This is a genomic window from Pseudoalteromonas sp. 1_2015MBL_MicDiv, assembly GCF_002407505.1.
Lineage (GTDB): Bacteria > Pseudomonadota > Gammaproteobacteria > Enterobacterales > Alteromonadaceae > Pseudoalteromonas > Pseudoalteromonas fuliginea.
The window spans coordinates 1,724,882-1,741,801 of record NZ_CP012737.1; the positions used below are offsets into that span (position 1 = coordinate 1,724,882).

General features: G+C 39.8%; 13 protein-coding genes and 2 pseudogenes. 8 read left to right on the forward strand and 7 right to left on the reverse strand.

Annotated elements, in window-relative coordinates; translation table 11 throughout:
- Positions 1-30 precede the first annotated feature (30 nt).
- Positions 31-264 carry a DUF6429 family protein gene (locus AOR04_RS07850; RefSeq protein ID WP_007375365.1) on the forward strand — a complete coding sequence of 78 codons (234 nt, stop codon included), beginning with the start codon at positions 31-33 and terminating at the stop codon, positions 262-264.
- 14 nt (positions 265-278) lie between these two features.
- Here the strand turns inward: AOR04_RS07850 and AOR04_RS07855 are convergent, their stop codons facing one another.
- Positions 279-1,295, reverse strand: a complete 1,017-nt coding sequence (locus tag AOR04_RS07855; RefSeq protein WP_096792972.1) for a LacI family DNA-binding transcriptional regulator — start codon at positions 1,293-1,295, stop codon at positions 279-281.
- A gap of 292 nt (positions 1,296-1,587) precedes the next feature.
- On the opposite strand from AOR04_RS07855, the gene glk reads away from it, so the two are divergent.
- From glk to AOR04_RS07885, 6 genes are all read left to right on the forward strand, one after another.
- Positions 1,588-2,580: a glucokinase gene (gene glk, locus AOR04_RS07860; protein WP_007375363.1), complete on the forward strand. Its 993-nt coding sequence runs from the start codon at positions 1,588-1,590 to the stop codon at positions 2,578-2,580.
- 35 nt (positions 2,581-2,615) lie between these two features.
- Positions 2,616-3,632: a LacI family DNA-binding transcriptional regulator gene (locus tag AOR04_RS07865; RefSeq protein WP_096792973.1), complete on the forward strand. Its 1,017-nt coding sequence runs from the start codon at positions 2,616-2,618 to the stop codon at positions 3,630-3,632.
- 334 nt (positions 3,633-3,966) lie between these two features.
- Positions 3,967-5,817, forward strand: coding sequence for a phosphogluconate dehydratase (gene edd, locus AOR04_RS07870; protein ID WP_096792974.1), 1,851 nt, complete (start codon positions 3,967-3,969; stop codon positions 5,815-5,817).
- A gap of 33 nt (positions 5,818-5,850) precedes the next feature.
- Positions 5,851-6,471, forward strand: a complete 621-nt coding sequence (eda, locus tag AOR04_RS07875; protein ID WP_096792975.1) for a bifunctional 4-hydroxy-2-oxoglutarate aldolase/2-dehydro-3-deoxy-phosphogluconate aldolase — start codon at positions 5,851-5,853, stop codon at positions 6,469-6,471.
- A gap of 9 nt (positions 6,472-6,480) precedes the next feature.
- The gene (gene gap, locus AOR04_RS07880; protein ID WP_007375359.1) at positions 6,481-7,485 is read left to right on the forward strand and encodes a type I glyceraldehyde-3-phosphate dehydrogenase; all 1,005 of its coding nucleotides are present in this window, start codon (positions 6,481-6,483) and stop codon (positions 7,483-7,485) included.
- A 206-nt stretch (positions 7,486-7,691) separates the two neighbouring features.
- Positions 7,692-8,816, forward strand: coding sequence for a sterol desaturase family protein (locus AOR04_RS07885; RefSeq protein ID WP_096792976.1), 1,125 nt, complete (start codon positions 7,692-7,694; stop codon positions 8,814-8,816).
- 76 nt (positions 8,817-8,892) lie between these two features.
- Here AOR04_RS07885 and AOR04_RS07890 read toward each other — a convergent pair whose 3' ends face one another.
- The 6 genes and pseudogenes from AOR04_RS07890 to AOR04_RS07915 all read right to left on the reverse strand — a co-directional run bounded on the left by AOR04_RS07890 (position 8,893) and on the right by AOR04_RS07915 (position 16,328).
- Positions 8,893-10,215, reverse strand: coding sequence for a leucine-rich repeat-containing protein kinase family protein (locus AOR04_RS07890; RefSeq protein WP_096792977.1), 1,323 nt, complete (start codon positions 10,213-10,215; stop codon positions 8,893-8,895).
- 41 nt (positions 10,216-10,256) lie between these two features.
- On the reverse strand, positions 10,257-10,970 hold the full coding sequence (locus tag AOR04_RS07895) for a YebC/PmpR family DNA-binding transcriptional regulator (protein ID WP_096792978.1): 714 nt from the start codon (positions 10,968-10,970) through the stop codon (positions 10,257-10,259).
- Positions 10,971-11,238: 268 nt separating this feature from the next.
- A pseudogene (locus AOR04_RS07900) lies at positions 11,239-12,356 on the reverse strand (M13 family metallopeptidase); the annotation flags it as partial.
- Positions 12,357-12,369: 13 nt separating this feature from the next.
- Entirely contained in the window at positions 12,370-13,254 is an 885-nt protein-coding gene (locus AOR04_RS07905) for an IS982 family transposase (RefSeq protein WP_096792979.1), read from the reverse strand.
- An 86-nt stretch (positions 13,255-13,340) separates the two neighbouring features.
- Positions 13,341-14,309 (reverse strand): annotated as a pseudogene (locus tag AOR04_RS07910) (M13 family peptidase); the annotation flags it as partial.
- 240 nt (positions 14,310-14,549) lie between these two features.
- A complete protein-coding gene (locus AOR04_RS07915) occupies positions 14,550-16,328 on the reverse strand; it encodes an ABCB family ABC transporter ATP-binding protein/permease (protein WP_096792980.1) in 1,779 nt (592 codons plus the stop codon).
- Positions 16,329-16,429: 101 nt separating this feature from the next.
- Here AOR04_RS07915 and AOR04_RS07920 point away from each other — a divergent pair, with 101 nt between their 5' ends.
- Positions 16,430-16,891 (forward strand): hypothetical protein, encoded by a 462-nt coding sequence (locus tag AOR04_RS07920; RefSeq protein WP_096792981.1) that lies wholly within the window; start codon positions 16,430-16,432, stop codon positions 16,889-16,891.
- Positions 16,892-16,920 lie beyond the last annotated feature (29 nt).

The window sequence follows — 16,920 nt, forward strand, 5'->3', positions numbered from 1 at the left end:
TTCAAGAGTCCTAATGATTGGGAGTTAGTAATGAATATTGATGAAAATAAAATAGATGAAGCTGCATTAGCGTTGATGTATCTCACATTACATGAGCACAATCGAGCTTGGAAGCAAGTTGATTGGGAAGTAACCAACCGGTTGTTTGAAAAAGGTTTAATCTGTAACCCTATTGGTAAAGCTAAATCTATCGTATTAACGGATGATGGGCTTAAACAATGTGAAATGTTATTTAATAAGTTATTTGTAAAAAATGAGCCCTAAAGTTTACAATTAAATTAACTTGAGCCTCTGGCAATTAATAGCGGCGGTAATAAAGTGCTTTGCACTTCTTCCCCGCGTATGAGTTTTAATAAATTTTCAACTAGCATTTGTCCTGCAACCGTCGTATTTTGCTCTATGGTCGTAAGTGGTGGGTTTACATAGCTCGCAATAGCAATGTTATCAAAGCCGACAACAGCTACGTCTTTAGGTACCTTGATATTTGCTTCTTTAAGCGCTCGTATTGCGCCAATGGCGATTAAATCGCTTGCAGCGAATAAGGCGTTAAACTTTATATTATTAGCAATAAGGGAGCGGGTGGCGTGATATCCAGATTCTTCTGTAGATATAGCGTTGGCCATCTTTCTTTCGTTTATTGTTACTTTATTAGCAAGTAGCTCATCTTTGAAGCCTTGAAAGCGTGCAAAAAATTCTGGACTATGATCTGAAGCATCACCTATAAACGCACAATCGTTACGATTATGTGCAATAAAATGGGCTGCAGCTTGCTTACCTCCACCATAGTTATCACAGCATACGGTTAGATCAGGGCGGTTATCAACCGTTGCTCCCCAACATACAAATTTAGTATTTTGTTCAAGTAGGCTTTTAAACTTTGGTTGAAAGTCGATGTAATCACCATAACCTAATAAAATGATGCCATCAGCTCTGTGGCTATCTTCGTAGTCAGCTTGCCAATCAGCACTAGCAGATTGAAATGAAACTAATAAGTCATAGCCTTCTTTAGCGCACGCGCGAGTTATGCTACCTAGCATAGCCAAAAAAAATGGATTAATTTGTGAGTCATCTGAGGTTGGGTCTTCAAATAATAACAACGCGAGTGTACTACTTTGTTGCGTGCGAAGATTACTGGCATTTTTATCTACTTTGTAGTTAAGTTGTTTGGCTACATCGTGAACACGTTTGCGTGTTTCTTCATTAACCAGAGGGCTATTACGTAAAGCACGAGAAACGGTTGATTGAGACACTCCAGCATAGTGGGCAATGTCGAATGAAGTAGCTTTACCTTTCATTGTTACAACTTAATTAAAGTAATAAATAATTGTGCCATTCTCGTTTATTAATGGATTTTTTCAAGCTTTTTATGGTTAAAGGCATTTATTTATTGATTTGACCATGACACCGGTGTCATAATGTGGGCGTTTTATCATTTTGTTGTCAAAACGTATTGGCTGTCTATATTCTTATAGGCAGCATTTTTACTGTGATAGCTGCTTTAGGGTGATAGCCTAAAGTAAATAAATACCAATGGTTTACCGTTGTAGAATAATAAGCATTAATCGCTTAAACAAAAGAGATAACACCATGAGCTTACACGCTTCTACCAAATTTGATCCTATCCTAGTTGCTGATGTCGGCGGCACCAATGCTCGTTTTGCTCTAATTACAGCTTTTGACGAGGCAAAAAACCAATTTATTATAGAGCATAACAACACATTTCCCAGTGCTGATTTTGGTTCGCTTGAAAATGCATTAGAGCGTTACTTATCAACCATCTCTCATATTAAACCTAAACGCGCATGTTTAGCAGTTGCAGGCCCTATAAAAGCAGGGCAAGTGCATTTAACTAATTTAGGCTGGCATTTTAGTGTTAACGAATTTAAACAACATTTTAATTTAGAAAAATTAGATGTTATTAACGATTTTGCTGCTTTTGCGTATGCGTCGCCTTATTTAGATCCTCTGCAAAATGTGACTGTGAAATCAGGGCAAGCTGATGAAAATGCAAATATTGGTGTAATGGGGCCCGGTACTGGCTTTGGTGCTGCGTGTTTAGTAAGAACAGCTCACTCTACGTCAGTATTAAGTTCTGAAGGTGGTCATATATCGCTTGCGGCGGTTAACGAATTAGATACCGCACTAATTACAGAACTCAGAAAAGAGCATCAGCATGTATCTGTAGAAACCGTATTTTCTGGTCCAGGCATTACACATTTATACAAAGCAATGGCTGCAGTTAAAGGTGTTACTGCAAAAAACCTTGATGCGGCGCAAATTAGTAGCTTAGCTAATAGTGGTGAGTGTGAAGTGTGCGATGCAACTCTCAATCAATTTTGTGATTGGATAGGCAGCGTGGCAGGTGATTTAGCATTGGCTTATGGCGCATTAGGTGGTTTGTTTATTGGTGGTGGTATTTTGCCTCGCATGCAATCTCGCTTACTTGAAAGTCGTTTTGTTGAACGTTTTTCGCAAAAGGGTATTATGTCGCAATATACAGGGCAAATTCCCGTAACGCTTGTAACGCAAGATAACATCCCGTTAATTGGTGCCGCAGCATGTTTGCACAACAGTAAATAAGGTCGTTTCCTTGTTTGCATTTGGAAAATAGAGTGATGAAAAAAGTAACAATCAACAGCGTAGCAAGCCATGCTGGTGTTTCTAAAAAAACGGTATCACGCGTTTTAAATAACGAACCTAATGTTAGTGTGGCTACGCGTGAAAAGGTGCTTGCAGTATTCAAAGAGCTTGATTATACCCCAAACCCAATAGCACGTGGGCTTGCTCAAAATCGCAGTTTTATCATTGGTTGCCTCTACGATAACCCAAGTAAAAGTTACATTACGCGAGTGCAAACAGGTGCGCTAGCTGCTTGCCAAGAGAATAATTACAACCTTTTAATTCACCCTTGTGAATTTAGAGGTGAAGCTCTTATCAACAATATTGAGCAATTATTACAAACATCACGGTTAGATGGAATTGTTCTGACGCCACCATTTGGTGATTTTGCTGAGTTGGTTAATTTTTTAAAATCAAAAAAAATTCCTTATGCCAGAGTGGCATCAGCAATATTAGAAGATGATTCAATCTCTGTGCGCAGTAATGATGAGCAAGGTGCATTTGAAGTAACAGAACATTTGATAAGCCTTGGTCATAAGTCAATTGCTTTTATCAAGGGGCATCCAGATCATAGTGCTACGCAACAACGATTTAAAGGTTATAGACGTTCGCTTGCCAGCCATGGTATAGAATTTAACGAACGCCTAGTAGAGGAGGGTAACTTTAGTTATCACTCTGGTGTGGATAGCGCGCGTAGTATTTTAGATTTGTCACCAAGGCCAACCGCTGTATTTGCTTCAAACGATTACATGGCTGCAGCAGTACTTAAATTAGCAACTCAGCGTCAATTAAGAGTGCCTGATGATATTTCAATAGCAGGGTTTGATAATGCACCGATTGCACGCCATATTTGGCCAGGATTAACAACAATTGCACAACCTGTTGAGGAAATGACTAAGCAGGCTGTTACTCAACTTATTTCTCATATAGAACAGCCTCAAGATGAACCATTTCAGGTAATTCTTGAATCTCGTTTGATCACACGTGAATCAACAGCTCAAGTTAAAAAATAGTCTAAATTCTTTTTCACAGTAGCCCGAATATGAGTGACGCATATTTGGGCTTTTTTATTTTTATAAACTTGCTAAAAAGCCGCTTATACCTAAAAATTATAATGTTCATTAATCGGTCATGTTAAAAAGTTAGTCTATTTTTATTACTCAGGGTTGACACCGGTGTCATGGTCATGCGTTAATACAGTGACACCGGTGTCAGGGTTGTTGTGAGAGGCTCCCTGGTAGCGTACCTTTGAACGGGTAAATCAAAGATGCTCAGTACAGTTATTTACGTGGAGTCTGTAATTGCTACTGAGCCTTTATCCTCTAACTAATAGAGATGAGTTAAATTATGTTGCACCCTCGTATTCAAGAAGTTACCCAGCGCGTTATAGAACGCAGTAAAAATACCCGTCAAGCCTACTTAGAACGTATTTCGCACGCAAAAAAACAAACAAGAGTTCGTGCTGGATTAGGTTGCGGTAATATTGCGCATGTTATGGCTGCATGTAGCAGTGATGACAAAGCCCGCTTAAAGGCTGATGAGCAGCCAAATCTTGCTATTATTAACTCATATAATGATATGTTATCGGCTCATGTGCCATACAAAGACTACCCAGATTTAATTAAAGACATTGCAACAAAATACGATGCTACAGCTCAAGTTGCTGGTGGCGTTCCTGCAATGTGTGATGGTGTTACGCAAGGGCGTGACGGCATGGAGCTTTCGTTATTTTCTCGTGACGTAATCGCTATGTCTACAGCAATATCGCTTTCGCACGATGTGTTCGATGGCGTTTTTTGTTTAGGCGTTTGTGACAAAATTGTTCCTGGTTTATTAATTGGTGCATTGTCGTTTGGTCATTTACCTGTGTTCTTTTTACCAGCAGGTCCAATGCAATCAGGTATTCCTAACAAAGAAAAAGCACGTATTCGTCAAAAATTTGCACAAGGTTTAGTGAGTCGCGAAGACTTACTTGAAGCTGAAAGTGCGTCTTATCACAGCGCAGGTACGTGTACGTTCTACGGTACTGCAAACTCAAACCAAATGTTAATGGAAATAATGGGCTTGCACCTTCCGGGTAGTTCGTTTATTAATCCTTACACTGAGCTTCGCGATGGCCTTACTGGTAATGCTGTAGAAACCATGCTTAAGCAGCTTACCGATGATAAAGAAAGTCCGTGTTTAGCCGATGTGATCAGTGAAAAAACGATTATAAACGGTTTAGTGGGCCTGCTTTCTACAGGTGGCTCTACTAACCATGCAATCCATATTGTTGCGATAGCAAAAGCTGCCGGCATTCAGGTTACGTGGAAAGATATGTCTGATTTATCAGAAGTTGTACCACTGCTTACACGTATTTATCCTAACGGCTCAGCTGATGTAAACCACTTCCAAGCAGCTGGCGGTATGGGTTTCTTAATGCGAGAGCTAGCAAGCGCTGGTTACTTACACACAGACGTTAAAACAATGCTAGGCGATGGTTTAGCACCTTACATGACAGAGCCTCGTTTAGATAAAGACGATAGCTTGATCATGAGTAACTCAACCGGCCCAACTAAAGTTAAATGGGTAGATTGCCCAGCAAACTCACACGATGAAGAAGTACTTCGCCCAGTGAGCAACCCATTTAGTAAGCAAGGTGGTCTGCAACTTCTAACGGGTAACTTAGGTAAAGCTGTTATCAAAGTGTCAGCGGTTGCTGAAGAACATCAGATTGTTACTGCTCCTGCGAAAGTATTTAGCTCACAAAGTGCTCTGCAAGATGCATACACGCGTGGCGAATTAAACCAAGACTTTATTGCTGTGCTAAAAGAGCAAGGCCCTAAAGCGAAAGGCATGCCAGAGCTACATAAGCTAACGCCAGTAATGGCAACGCTTCAAGATGAAGGCTTTAAAGTCGCCATTGTTACTGACGGCCGTATGTCGGGTGCATCAGGTAAAGTACCTGCAGCTATTCACTTAGCGCCAGAGGCTGTTGAGGGCGGTATTATAGCTAAAATTCGAGAAGGTGACTTAGTGACGCTTGATGCGCCAAACGGAATTTTGAAAGTACATGTTAGCGATGAAGAACTTGCAAAACGTGAACTAGAACTTAGCCAACCAAGTGCAACATTTGGTACGGGTCGTGAATTATTTACAGGGTTTAGAAATATCGTAAGCAGTGCCGATTTAGGGGCGAGTGCTTTTGGACTTGAATGAAAATTAGCCATACTGGGTAATGAGGAACAAGTAATGAGTATTGAAAAAATCTTAGCATCGGCACCAGTGGTGCCAGTGGTTGTAATCGAAAAATTAGAAGATGCTGCACCACTTGCTAGAGCGTTATATAACGGCGGTTTAAAAGCCTTAGAAATTACACTACGTACACCAATTGCCGCAGAAGCTGTAAAGCTAATGAAAGCGGAAGTACCTGAAGCCTATGTAGGTACTGGAACAGTTGTAGATAAAGCAAGCTTTGATCTTTCAGTAGCTGCGGGTGCTGATTTTATGGTGAGCCCAGGTGTTAGCGATGAGCTGATTGCTTTAGCAAAAGAGTCAGATATACCATTTTTACCAGGCGCTGCAACGGCGAGTGAAGTTATGCAGCTTGCGTCGCATGGTTTTAAGTTTTTAAAATTCTTCCCTGCAGAAGCTGCAGGCGGAACAGCAATGCTTAAATCAATCTGTGGCCCATTACCACATATTACTTTTTGCCCAACTGGCGGCATTAGCCTAGCAACTGCACCTAATTATTTAGCGCTTAACAACGTTATTTGTGTTGGTGGTACTTGGATGCTAGATAAACAACTAATTGAAAATAAAGACTGGCAAGCAATTGAAGCGCTTGCTCGCCAAGCAAGTGAACTTAAATAGGAGTCTAAAATGATTAATGTAGCAATTAACGGTTATGGCCGTATCGGTCGCAATGTATTACGTGCACTTTACGAGTCAGCTCAAAACAACGAAATTAAAATTGTCGCAATTAACGATTTAGCACCAGCTAACGTAAATGCACATTTAACGCAGTATGACTCAGTTCATGGTATTTTTTCTAAAAAAGTAACACTTGAAAACAACACTATGCTAATTGGTGATGACGTAATTACGTTAACGCAAGAGCGTGATCCTGCAAACTTACCGTGGAAAGAGCTAAACGTAGATATCGTTTTAGAATGTACTGGTTTTTTCACTAAACGTGATGACGCTGCTAAGCACATTACTGCAGGCGCTAAAAAAGTAATCGTATCTGCTCCAGGTACTGGTTTAGATGCAACAGTAGTACATGGTGTAAACAGCGACGTAATTAATGCTGATAGCAATATCATTTCTAACGCTTCTTGTACTACTAACTGTTTAGCGCCAATTGCAAAGGCAATTAACGACACTGTAGGTATTGAACAAGGTAGCATGACAACTATTCACGCTTACACCAACGATCAAAACTTATCTGATGTTTACCACCCAGATTTATACCGTGCGCGTAGTGCAACTCAATCTATGATCCCAACTAAAACAGGTGCTGCGGCAGCTGTTGGTTTAGTATTACCAGAACTTGCTGGTAAATTAGACGGTATGTCGGTACGTGTACCTACAATCAATGTTTCTTTAGTTGATTTTACGTTTATCACTAAGCGTGATACGACTACAGAAGAAATCAATGCAATCATGAAAGAAGCATCAACGGGTTCAATGAAGAGTATTTTAGAATATAACGAGCTTCCGCTTGTTTCTATCGACTTTAACCATAACCCAGCGTCGTCTATCTTTGATGCAACGCAAACTAAAGCCAATGGCAAACTAGTTAAAGTAATGGCTTGGTACGACAACGAGTGGGGTTTCTCAAACCGCATGTTAGACCAAGTTAAAGCATTAGGTCAGTACTTATAATTGACCTTGTAAAAGTTTAGCTTTATCCAACCAAGCCACGCATTGCGTGGCTTTTTTGCGTTTGGTTTATCTGTGTATTTTGCAATTCAAAATTAGCAGGGAACTATTTGTATTTTTTATACCCTAAATTTTGTTAATATGTGGGTGTGTAAATCAATGGAATTTCGTTGTATTTAATCAACTCAACGACGCAAGGAATAATAAAAATGATCAGAGCTTTATCGCGAAAAATATTTCGCACAAATCATCTTCAGATAGGTGAGGGCAACATAAGTGGCTACATAGCCTGCTTTTTAGCAATACTGAGTTGCTTAGGCGTATTAGCGTTTCACTTTCCTGAATACTTAACCACACCAGAGCTGAGAAAAAGCTACAGCGTCGACTTTTTACGTCAGCTTATGTTTGCATCATTATTGGTCTCGGGCAGTTTAGGATTACTTAACTTTGTACGTAATACCAATAAGCGTTTAGGGGCTACAGCGTGGTTTTTTATTTTACTCGCTATTATGTTTGGCGGACCAAACGTTGAAGTAAACGAATTTGCTTCTGATACACCTTATATAGGGCTTGATTGGTTTATTTTAGATTTACTCGGCTCAACACTTATATTCATTGTGATTGAAAAGTTATTACCTCATCGTAAAGATCAAAAAATATTACGTAGCGAATGGCGAGGCGATTTAAGCCACTTTTTTGTAAATCATTTGATTATTGGCTTTGTATTACTCGTTACTAACCACTTTGTGCATTATGGCTTTGGCTGGGCTGTGTCATCTACAGTACAAGGTTATATAGAGCAAACACCATTTGTAGTGCAGTTGTTTTTAATAATACTCGTGGCTGATTTAATGCAGTATTGGGTGCATCGTGCTTATCACGAAGTCCCTTTATTATGGCGCTTTCATGGCGTACATCACAGTGCTAAAGAAATGGATTGGTTAGCGGGCTCTCGCCAGCATATTCTTGAAATACTCGTTACTCGCAGCTTAGTGCTCACGCCTATATTTGTACTTGGATTTTCACAGCAAATAATTAGTTTGTACGTAATAATTGTGGGTTTGCAGGCGGTGTTTAACCATGCAAATGTACGTGTGAAATTTGGTTGGCTAAAATATTTTATGGTTACACCGCAGTTTCACCATTGGCATCATGCGTCAGATAAAGCCGCGATTGATCGTAACTACGCTGCACATTTTTCGTTTTTAGATTACGCGTTTGGTACTGCTGTTAAAGGCCAAAAAGAGTGGCCACAAGCGTATGGTGTCGTCGGGGATTACATGCCCGTAGGCATGCTTAAACAACAGGTTTACCCGTTTAAGCGCACTAAATAAGTTCGGAAAATCCGAATAAACATAAATTAAAAGCGAGCAAGGTGTTACATTTTGCTCGCTTATATTATTATTAAACTTATTTTAGCTCAGCTAATAACTCAGTAAATGTTGGCCTTTGATTTAATGCAGGTTGCATAGCACATTTTGCCATATCGGACATTTTAACAAAGAGTTCACTTTGCCTATCATCACCGGTTACCGTGCCTAATAAGTCTTCAATTAAACACCCTAATGCACGTACTTCAATTAACTCGATTTGCTTTTGTTGATAATCACTTAACATGGCTAAGTTTGTGGCTGCACCAAAATCACCAAATAAAACATCAGCATCTTTGTTTATCATGGTGTTATGCGCATACACGTCGCCATGGCTTACTTTACGAACATGCAAGTGATGTAGTGTACTTACCATTTGCTGTGCAATTTTTAAAATAGCTTGAGTTGAGTAATGGCAATCATCATTAAAGGTATCACGCGTACAGGTTTCAAGGTTTGGAGGCAGGCCTAAATTAGCAAAGCTTTTATCTATTAGCTCCATTACTAAACCTAGCTGATCACTTTGCTCAATGTAGGCAAGTACTTTAATTAAATTAGCGTGAATGCCTGCTTGTAAGCAGCAATTTACTTCATCAAGCGGGTAGCCGTCGCTGGTAATTGCGCCTTTAAATAATTTAATCGCCACAGCACTTTCAACAGCTTGCGCTAAATGAATAACGCCGGATGCACCTTGACCAATAATATGACTAAGTGTGTAATCGTTAAGAGGCTTATTTTCTAAGCTGCACTTTGTAAGGCACTGGGCTTTATTAAAATCGTTACCGGCGAACGCAAGCCAAGCAAGTTTAGGCAGTTCAAACAGCCAGTCGTCTACGTGTGTTAAGTTATTAGCAGAGAGCCTAACAAGCTCAAGGTTTTTACACTGCGCCATGCTACTTGGCAGTTGCTTAAGTTGATTGCCTGCAAGCGCAAGCTTTTTAAGCTGGGTATAATTACCAAAATCTTCAGGCAATTCGCTTAACGTATTATCGGTGAGTATTAGCCACTCAATATTTTTTGGCAGGCTGTTTAAAGCAAATTCAGAAATTTGGTTACCTTTAAACGCGACCATAATTAAAGCAGGGCATTTAGCCAGCACAGCAGGAATATGCTTAAACTGATTAAACGATAAAAACACACGCTTCAGGTGTGTTAAACAGGCAAATTCATTAGGTAGTGTTGATAAGTTATTATTTGATAAATCGAGAACTTCAAGCGTGTCAGCTAAGCTAAAAATTTCTTCAGGAAATGTCGTTAGCTCTTCTACCAATTGCAGGCGAGTAGCACCAACAAGTTTGCCACTTTTAAGCTCTTTAAGGGAGTTCATATTAATACCATGTTCTAAAAATGAAAAAGCCAACATAGCTGTTGGCTTAAAGTCGTTCTAACTTACTAAATCGCTCTTTAGAATTGCGCGTTATGGTAAATGTTTTGTACGTCGTCGCAATCTTCTAACATGGCTAAAAAGCGTTCCATAACTTCAACGTCTTCGCCTTCAATCGGCGTTTCAATTTGTGGCACAAAGCTAATTAGGTCTTCGTCAAATTCAGTCACGCCCATTTCTTCAAGCGCGGTACGTGTGTTGTTGTACTCTGTATGAGGAGCAAAAACAGTAACTTTACCGTCATCTACTTCTACGTCAGTTACATCAACATCAGCCATCATAAGAGCTTCAAGTACGGCTTCGTCGTCATCACCGTCAAATACAAAAATAGCAAGGTGATCAAATAAATGTGAAACAGAGTTTTGAGCGCCAATTTTAGCATTTGCTTTGGTAAAACAAACACGTACATCAGCAAAGGTACGCTTGTTGTTGTCTGTTAAACAGTCAACAATAATCATACAGTTACCAGGGCCGTAACCTTCGTAACGTGTTGCTGCGTAGTCTTCACCGCCGCCGCCTTTTGCTTTGTCGATTGCGCGGTCAATAACGTGTGCTGGTACTTGGTCTTTTTTAGCGCGTTCAATTAAACGACGTAATGATAAGTTACCATCTGGATCTACACCGCCGTTTTTTGCACAAATATAAATTTCTTTGCCGTACTTAGAATAAACTTTAGTTTTAGCACCCGCAGTCTTAGCCATTGAATCTTTTTTGTTTTGGTAAGCTCTTCCCATCTGCGTTTCGCCTTAATATATGTAAATAATAGAATAAAATTATAATGCGTATTCTAAAGGTAAATGCATTCAAGGGCTAGTAAGTATTAAAACAGATTAGAACAGCTGCGTTTAAAAACTATCTAAAATGTATTCTAGTGAAGTGTTTTGGTACTGACTTAAAGAAGGTTTAAGAGCAAATTTAATCCAATAAAAAGGCAACTCATTTAATGAGTTGCCTAAAGAGTAATAAAATTAAACGAGGCAAATTAATAGCCTTATATATTACTTACCAAATACGTACACGCTCATCTTCAGGAAGGTATAACGCATCGCCTGGTTTTACATCAAACGCTTTGTACCATGCATCGTGGTTACGTGGCGCCTGTGCTCTAAAGCGACCAGGGGCATGTGTGCCACCACGAAGCTGGTTAAGCATGCTTTGTTCAGTACGTTTTTCTTTCCATACTTGAGCCCACGCAAGGAAGAAGCGCTGATCGCCAGTAACACCATCAATAACAGGCGCTTCTTTACCATTTAAACTTAGCTTGTACGCGTGATAGGCCATTGATAATCCACCTACATCACCAATGTTTTCGCCAAGGCTATTTCGACCATTAACAAAATTACCTTCAATTGGCTCGTATTTACTGTACTGCGCAGCCAGTTGATCGGTTTTCTTGTCAAATGCAGCGCGGTCAGCATCATTCCACCAGTTACGTTGCACACCGTTTTCGTCTGATTTTGAACCTTGAACATCAAATCCATGACCCATTTCGTGACCAATTACAACGCCAATACCGCCATAGTTTACTGCCGGATCGGCATTTGGATCGAAAAACGGCGGTTGGAATATTGCAGCCGGAAATACAATTTCATTAAACGAGCTATTGTAGTAAGCGTTTACGCGTTGTGGCGTCATGCCCCAGCGGTTACGGTCTGTTTTTTGTAGCTCTTTTTCAACACTTTCAGCGTGGAAAAATTCACGCATCTTTTTCACATTACCGATTAAATCGTTTTTAGTAATGCTTAAACCATCATAAGACTGCCAAATATCGGGATAACCAATTTTTGGTACAAATGCAGCCAGTTTAGCGTGCGCATTTACTTTAGTTTCATCGCCCATCCACTCAAGGTTATCAATACGTTCACCCAGGGCTGTACGAAGGTTTTCAACCAGCTCTGACATTTGTTGTTTAGATGATTCAGGGAAGTAACGCGCTACGTATATTTTACCAATAGCAAAACCAAGCGAACTTGTGCCTGACATTTCACTTATTGCACGTTTCCAACGAGGGCGAGGCTCTTGCTGTCCGTTTAGTTCTTTGCCAAAAAAGCAAAGTTAGTATTAAATACTTCTTCTGATAGTAAACCTGCGTTACCGCTAATAGCGTGATACGTTAGGTAACCTGAGTTCTGCTTAAGCGATAACTAATGCGTTAAGCTCTACGTCAGTTAAATTAAGGTGTGGCTTCTTTTCTTTCAAGCAATAAGCCACCAATCCAGCGACTAAATTCAACATAAAGCCGTTCATACTCCGATGTCTTGAATGTTCAATGAAGGATATGTTCTTGAGCTGGTCATTAATTGTTTCGATTATAAAGCGTTTTGAAAGCATTGCTCTATCCCATAATGACATCGCTTTTGCCTTCATATTTTTGCGAACCGTCGTAATGAGCTTTACCCCTTTATCGAGTAAATCGGCTTCTAAAGCTTTACTTAAATACCCTTTGTCACCATATAATTTATCCGTCAGGCAGCTCGCTAATTCACGGACTGGTTGAGTATCATGTACATTTCCTGTTGTCACTTTCGCAGCAACAATTTCACCATGGTGATTAACGATTAAATGTAGTTTGAAGCCATAAAACCATCCCATTGTTCCTTTGCCACGCTGGGCTATTCCATCAAAGGTTTTGTGTCTTGGAATACGAATGTTATGGCACACCTTAATACATGTGGAGTCAATGAATTCAACGCCTGTGGGTTTACCTTCAAGTGAAGTTAAATAGGCACACATCGGCACAATTACCCTCTGCATAACGGCTAAAAATCGTGTGTAACTGAGCAAGTTGGGAAATTCACTTTTGTACATAAGTGATACATAGCCAAGGTAGTAATTCTTGAAATCTCGGTGATGTGACATATGAAAACTAATAACAATAGTCATAATTTCACTGGTCGTCATACGTCCTGAACGCTGACGTTTTTGGGTGCCATCTTCGAGTAATTGTTTTTCCCATTGGGGTATAAATACTTTATAAAAATCATCGACATCGCAAAATAATTCAACTAATTTAATCATGCCTGTTCCTTGCTTATCCAATCGTTTTTGGTCGAAAGATCGGATCTCGGAACAGGCATTTAGTTCAATTTATTAAACGAGATTCAGGTTAGGTAGTCTTTCCATACTGCAATATCTTCTTGATTGATTAGCTCAATCATCGCTTTTATAGGTTCAGGCTGAGAGACATTTAACTGAGGTACTTTATAACCTGTTTGCGCAAAATATAAATCCCAGTTAAAACCAGGATAAGCAGTGCTTAAATCAGCGCGTTCAATTTGGTTTAGCGTTAAATCGCGATTACGGCGCTTTTCACGAGGCCAATGACCTTGTGCAATTTTGGTTTCAAGATCAACAATTGCTTGAGCGCGCTCTGCGCTATCTTCTACTCCTGCACACTCAAGCATGTCAGCAATGTGAGCAACATAAGCTGTACGGGTTTTAACAAAGCGCTCAGCATCTTCAAGGTAGTAAGAACGATCTGGTAAGCCTAAACCACCAGCACCTAGCGACATTTCATATTTGTTAGGGTCTAGGCGATTAAACCACATGCCGCCACCAAAAGGGGCTTTATTACCGGTTAATCAAGACTTACCAAACATCTCAGCTAAATCGTCGGTCGACGCTATATCATTAATTTCACTTAACAATGGCTTGATTGGCGCCACACCTAGTTTATTTAGTGTTTCGGTATCCATGTAGGCGTTGTAAAAATCAGCAACGAGTTTTTCTTCTGCGTTTAAATCTTTACGTGCGGCTATTTCTTCAATAATAGCTTTAACATCGCCTTCGCTTCGCTCAGCTAATCCTGAAAATGCACCGTAGCGGGTTTTATCTGCAGGCATTACGTAGTTGTCATACCATGTGCCGCTGGCATACATAAAAAAGTCATCGCCTGGTTTAACAGCTTCGTTACGCGCTATTAGGTCAACACCAAAATTACCTAACTCTGCTTTTTGTGTCACTGCTGCAGTGGCTACTTTAAGTTGTTGCTCTTCTGTTTTTGTTGTTTGCGGCTCTGAACAACCGGTAATAAATGTGGCAGCTAATGCTGCGGCAATTAAACTCTTTTTCATTACTTACTCCTGAGTATCACTGATTGAATTAAAGCAGCAGTGAATCATTTTTATTGTTACGAATATTTAACTTATCGATTGTTATTGATATTAATCAGACAAACAAACCTTTTGAGGTGAATTACCACAGTGCTCGATAAAACTAAGATAGAGGAAAAGAGAAAGGCTAATAGGTGCTATAAACGCTTTATTTAGCTCGAATACTTAAAAGTATCCGAGCTAAGAGGGGTTACACACTATTTATTTTTTATGCTGGAGCTCCCACATACGGGCATATTCTCCGTCGAGAGTAAGTAACTCATCGTGCTTACCTTGCTCAATAATTTGCCCGGCTTTGAGCACAATAATGGTGTCTGCATCGGTAATAGTAGAAAGGCGATGAGCAATAACAATACTCGTATGATTACTGGCAACTTCGCGCATTGCAGCAAGTATTGCTTGCTCAGAATGAGAGTCGAGTGCAGATGTTGCTTCATCAAAAATTAAAATAGGGGACTTTTTCAAAATGGCGCGCGCAATAGCAATACGCTGTTTTTCGCCGCCGGATACTTTTAAACCACGCTCGCCAACCAATGTTTTATCGCCTTTATCAAGTGTGCCTATAAAGTCTTTTAAATGCGCCATTGCAATGGCGTCGTCAATTTCAGCATCGCTTGCTGTTGGTCTACCGTAAGCGATATTTTCACGAATCGTGGTGTTAAACAACACGGTGTCTTGCGGGACTATTGCAATGGCTTTTCGTAAACTATTAAGTGTTACTGAGTTTATTACTTGATTATCAATGCTAATTTCACCGGTGCTTACATCATAAAAACGATAAAGCAGTCGCGCCAATGAGCTTTTACCTGCACCACTGGCACCAACAATGGCTACTTTGCTGCCAGCTTTAACACTAAAACTAAGGTTATTAAGAATAGGGCGATGCGCATCGTAACTAAAACTTACATTATTAAATGTTATTTCACCTTGGCTAATATTGAGCTCTTTTGCATTAAGTGCATCGGTTATTTGTGGTTTTTTGTTAAGTAGTCCAAGCATGTTTTCAAGGTCGGTTAGTGCGCGCCTTATTTCGCGGTACACAAAACCTAAAAAGTTAAGCGGTAAAAATAGCTGAATCATATACGCGTTGATCATCACAAGTTCACCAATAGAGAGAGTTCCTGCAACTACTTCGGTTGAGCCCAACCACATTAACGCGGTAATAGCACAGGCAATAATAAGTGCTTGGCCTGAGTTGAGGGCGAGCAACGACATTCTATTTTTTAAACGGGCTTTTTCCCAGTTTGCTAAAAAGGTGTCGTACGTTTTAGCTTCAAACTGTTCATTATTAAAATATTTTACAGTTTCATAGTTAAGTAGGCTGTCTATAGCGCGGGTATTACTTTGGTTGTCGGCAGCGTTTGCTTCGCGAATAAAGCGGTTTCTCCACTGAGTAACCACCACAGTAAAGGTAATATAAATAGCGACTGCCAATAATGTAATAAGCGCAAACCAAACAGAAAACAACGTGCCAAAAATAATCGCAACGGTCAGTATTTCAAATAAAGTAGGCACAATGTTAAACATTAAAAAACGCATTAAAAAGCTTAACCCGCTTGTACCGCGTTCTATATCGCGGCTAATGCCACCGGTTTGCCTATCTAAATGAAAAGCCAGCTCAAGTGAGTGCAAATGCTTAAATACTTTTAAACCAATATCACGCATGGCGTGCTCGGTTACCCGAGAAAATACAGCATCTCTTACCTCACCTAAAAATACGCTAGCAAAACGCAGTCCACCGTACATCAATAGCAATAAAGCAGGAATAACTAACAGTGGGTTAATCGACTTATCTACAGAGTCTATTATTTCTTTAAGCGCCCAAGGCATTAAAAGCGTGGCACCTTTTGCGCCTATAAGCGCGATAAGTGCAATAAAAACACGGCCTTTAAATTTTGTAAGGTAGGGCCACAGTGTTTTTACACTTTGGCGTAAATTCATGGCGTCTGGTCGTTTTTCTGTGCTTTGTCTGGGGCGCATTAGCGATCTCTGTTAAAACTAAATACTTAATTAATAAGCATTGTATTTTAAATGCTTGCCCTTATATACTACGCATCCCTTATTTTAGTTTTAAAACGTGAATGTTTAAATTTAGAGTGTTTTTAACTGCCTTTTTGCTACTTGCTGCACTTTTTAGTGTGCAGAGCAATGCTATGGGCGCCTCACAAAATTTAAATATAAATATTAGCACGCAGGTTTCGCCTACTGATATTGCCGATTTAACTAAAATACAGCCTATTAGTAAGTCTGTAGATACTTCGCAACATAAAAAAACGCATCAAACCGATTTTGACGCGCACCAACCAAGATTAACTGCCAATAATTCATCTTTGTTTTTGCACACTGTGCAAAATGAGCCAGAATACGATGTGGTTTTTGAATTTTTTGCTCAAAATCTTGTTAGGCATATATTCTTACCACCAAGAGCCGTTAACCGTATACAACCTTGGTATACGCTTGTAACTAATAGTAAAAAGTCGCGCTTAAGTGGCTGGAAAGATGTTAACTTACTCTACACTGCCGTAACTACCTACCACGCTTAATTTTCCTTATTTAATTTTATTAGGTTTTA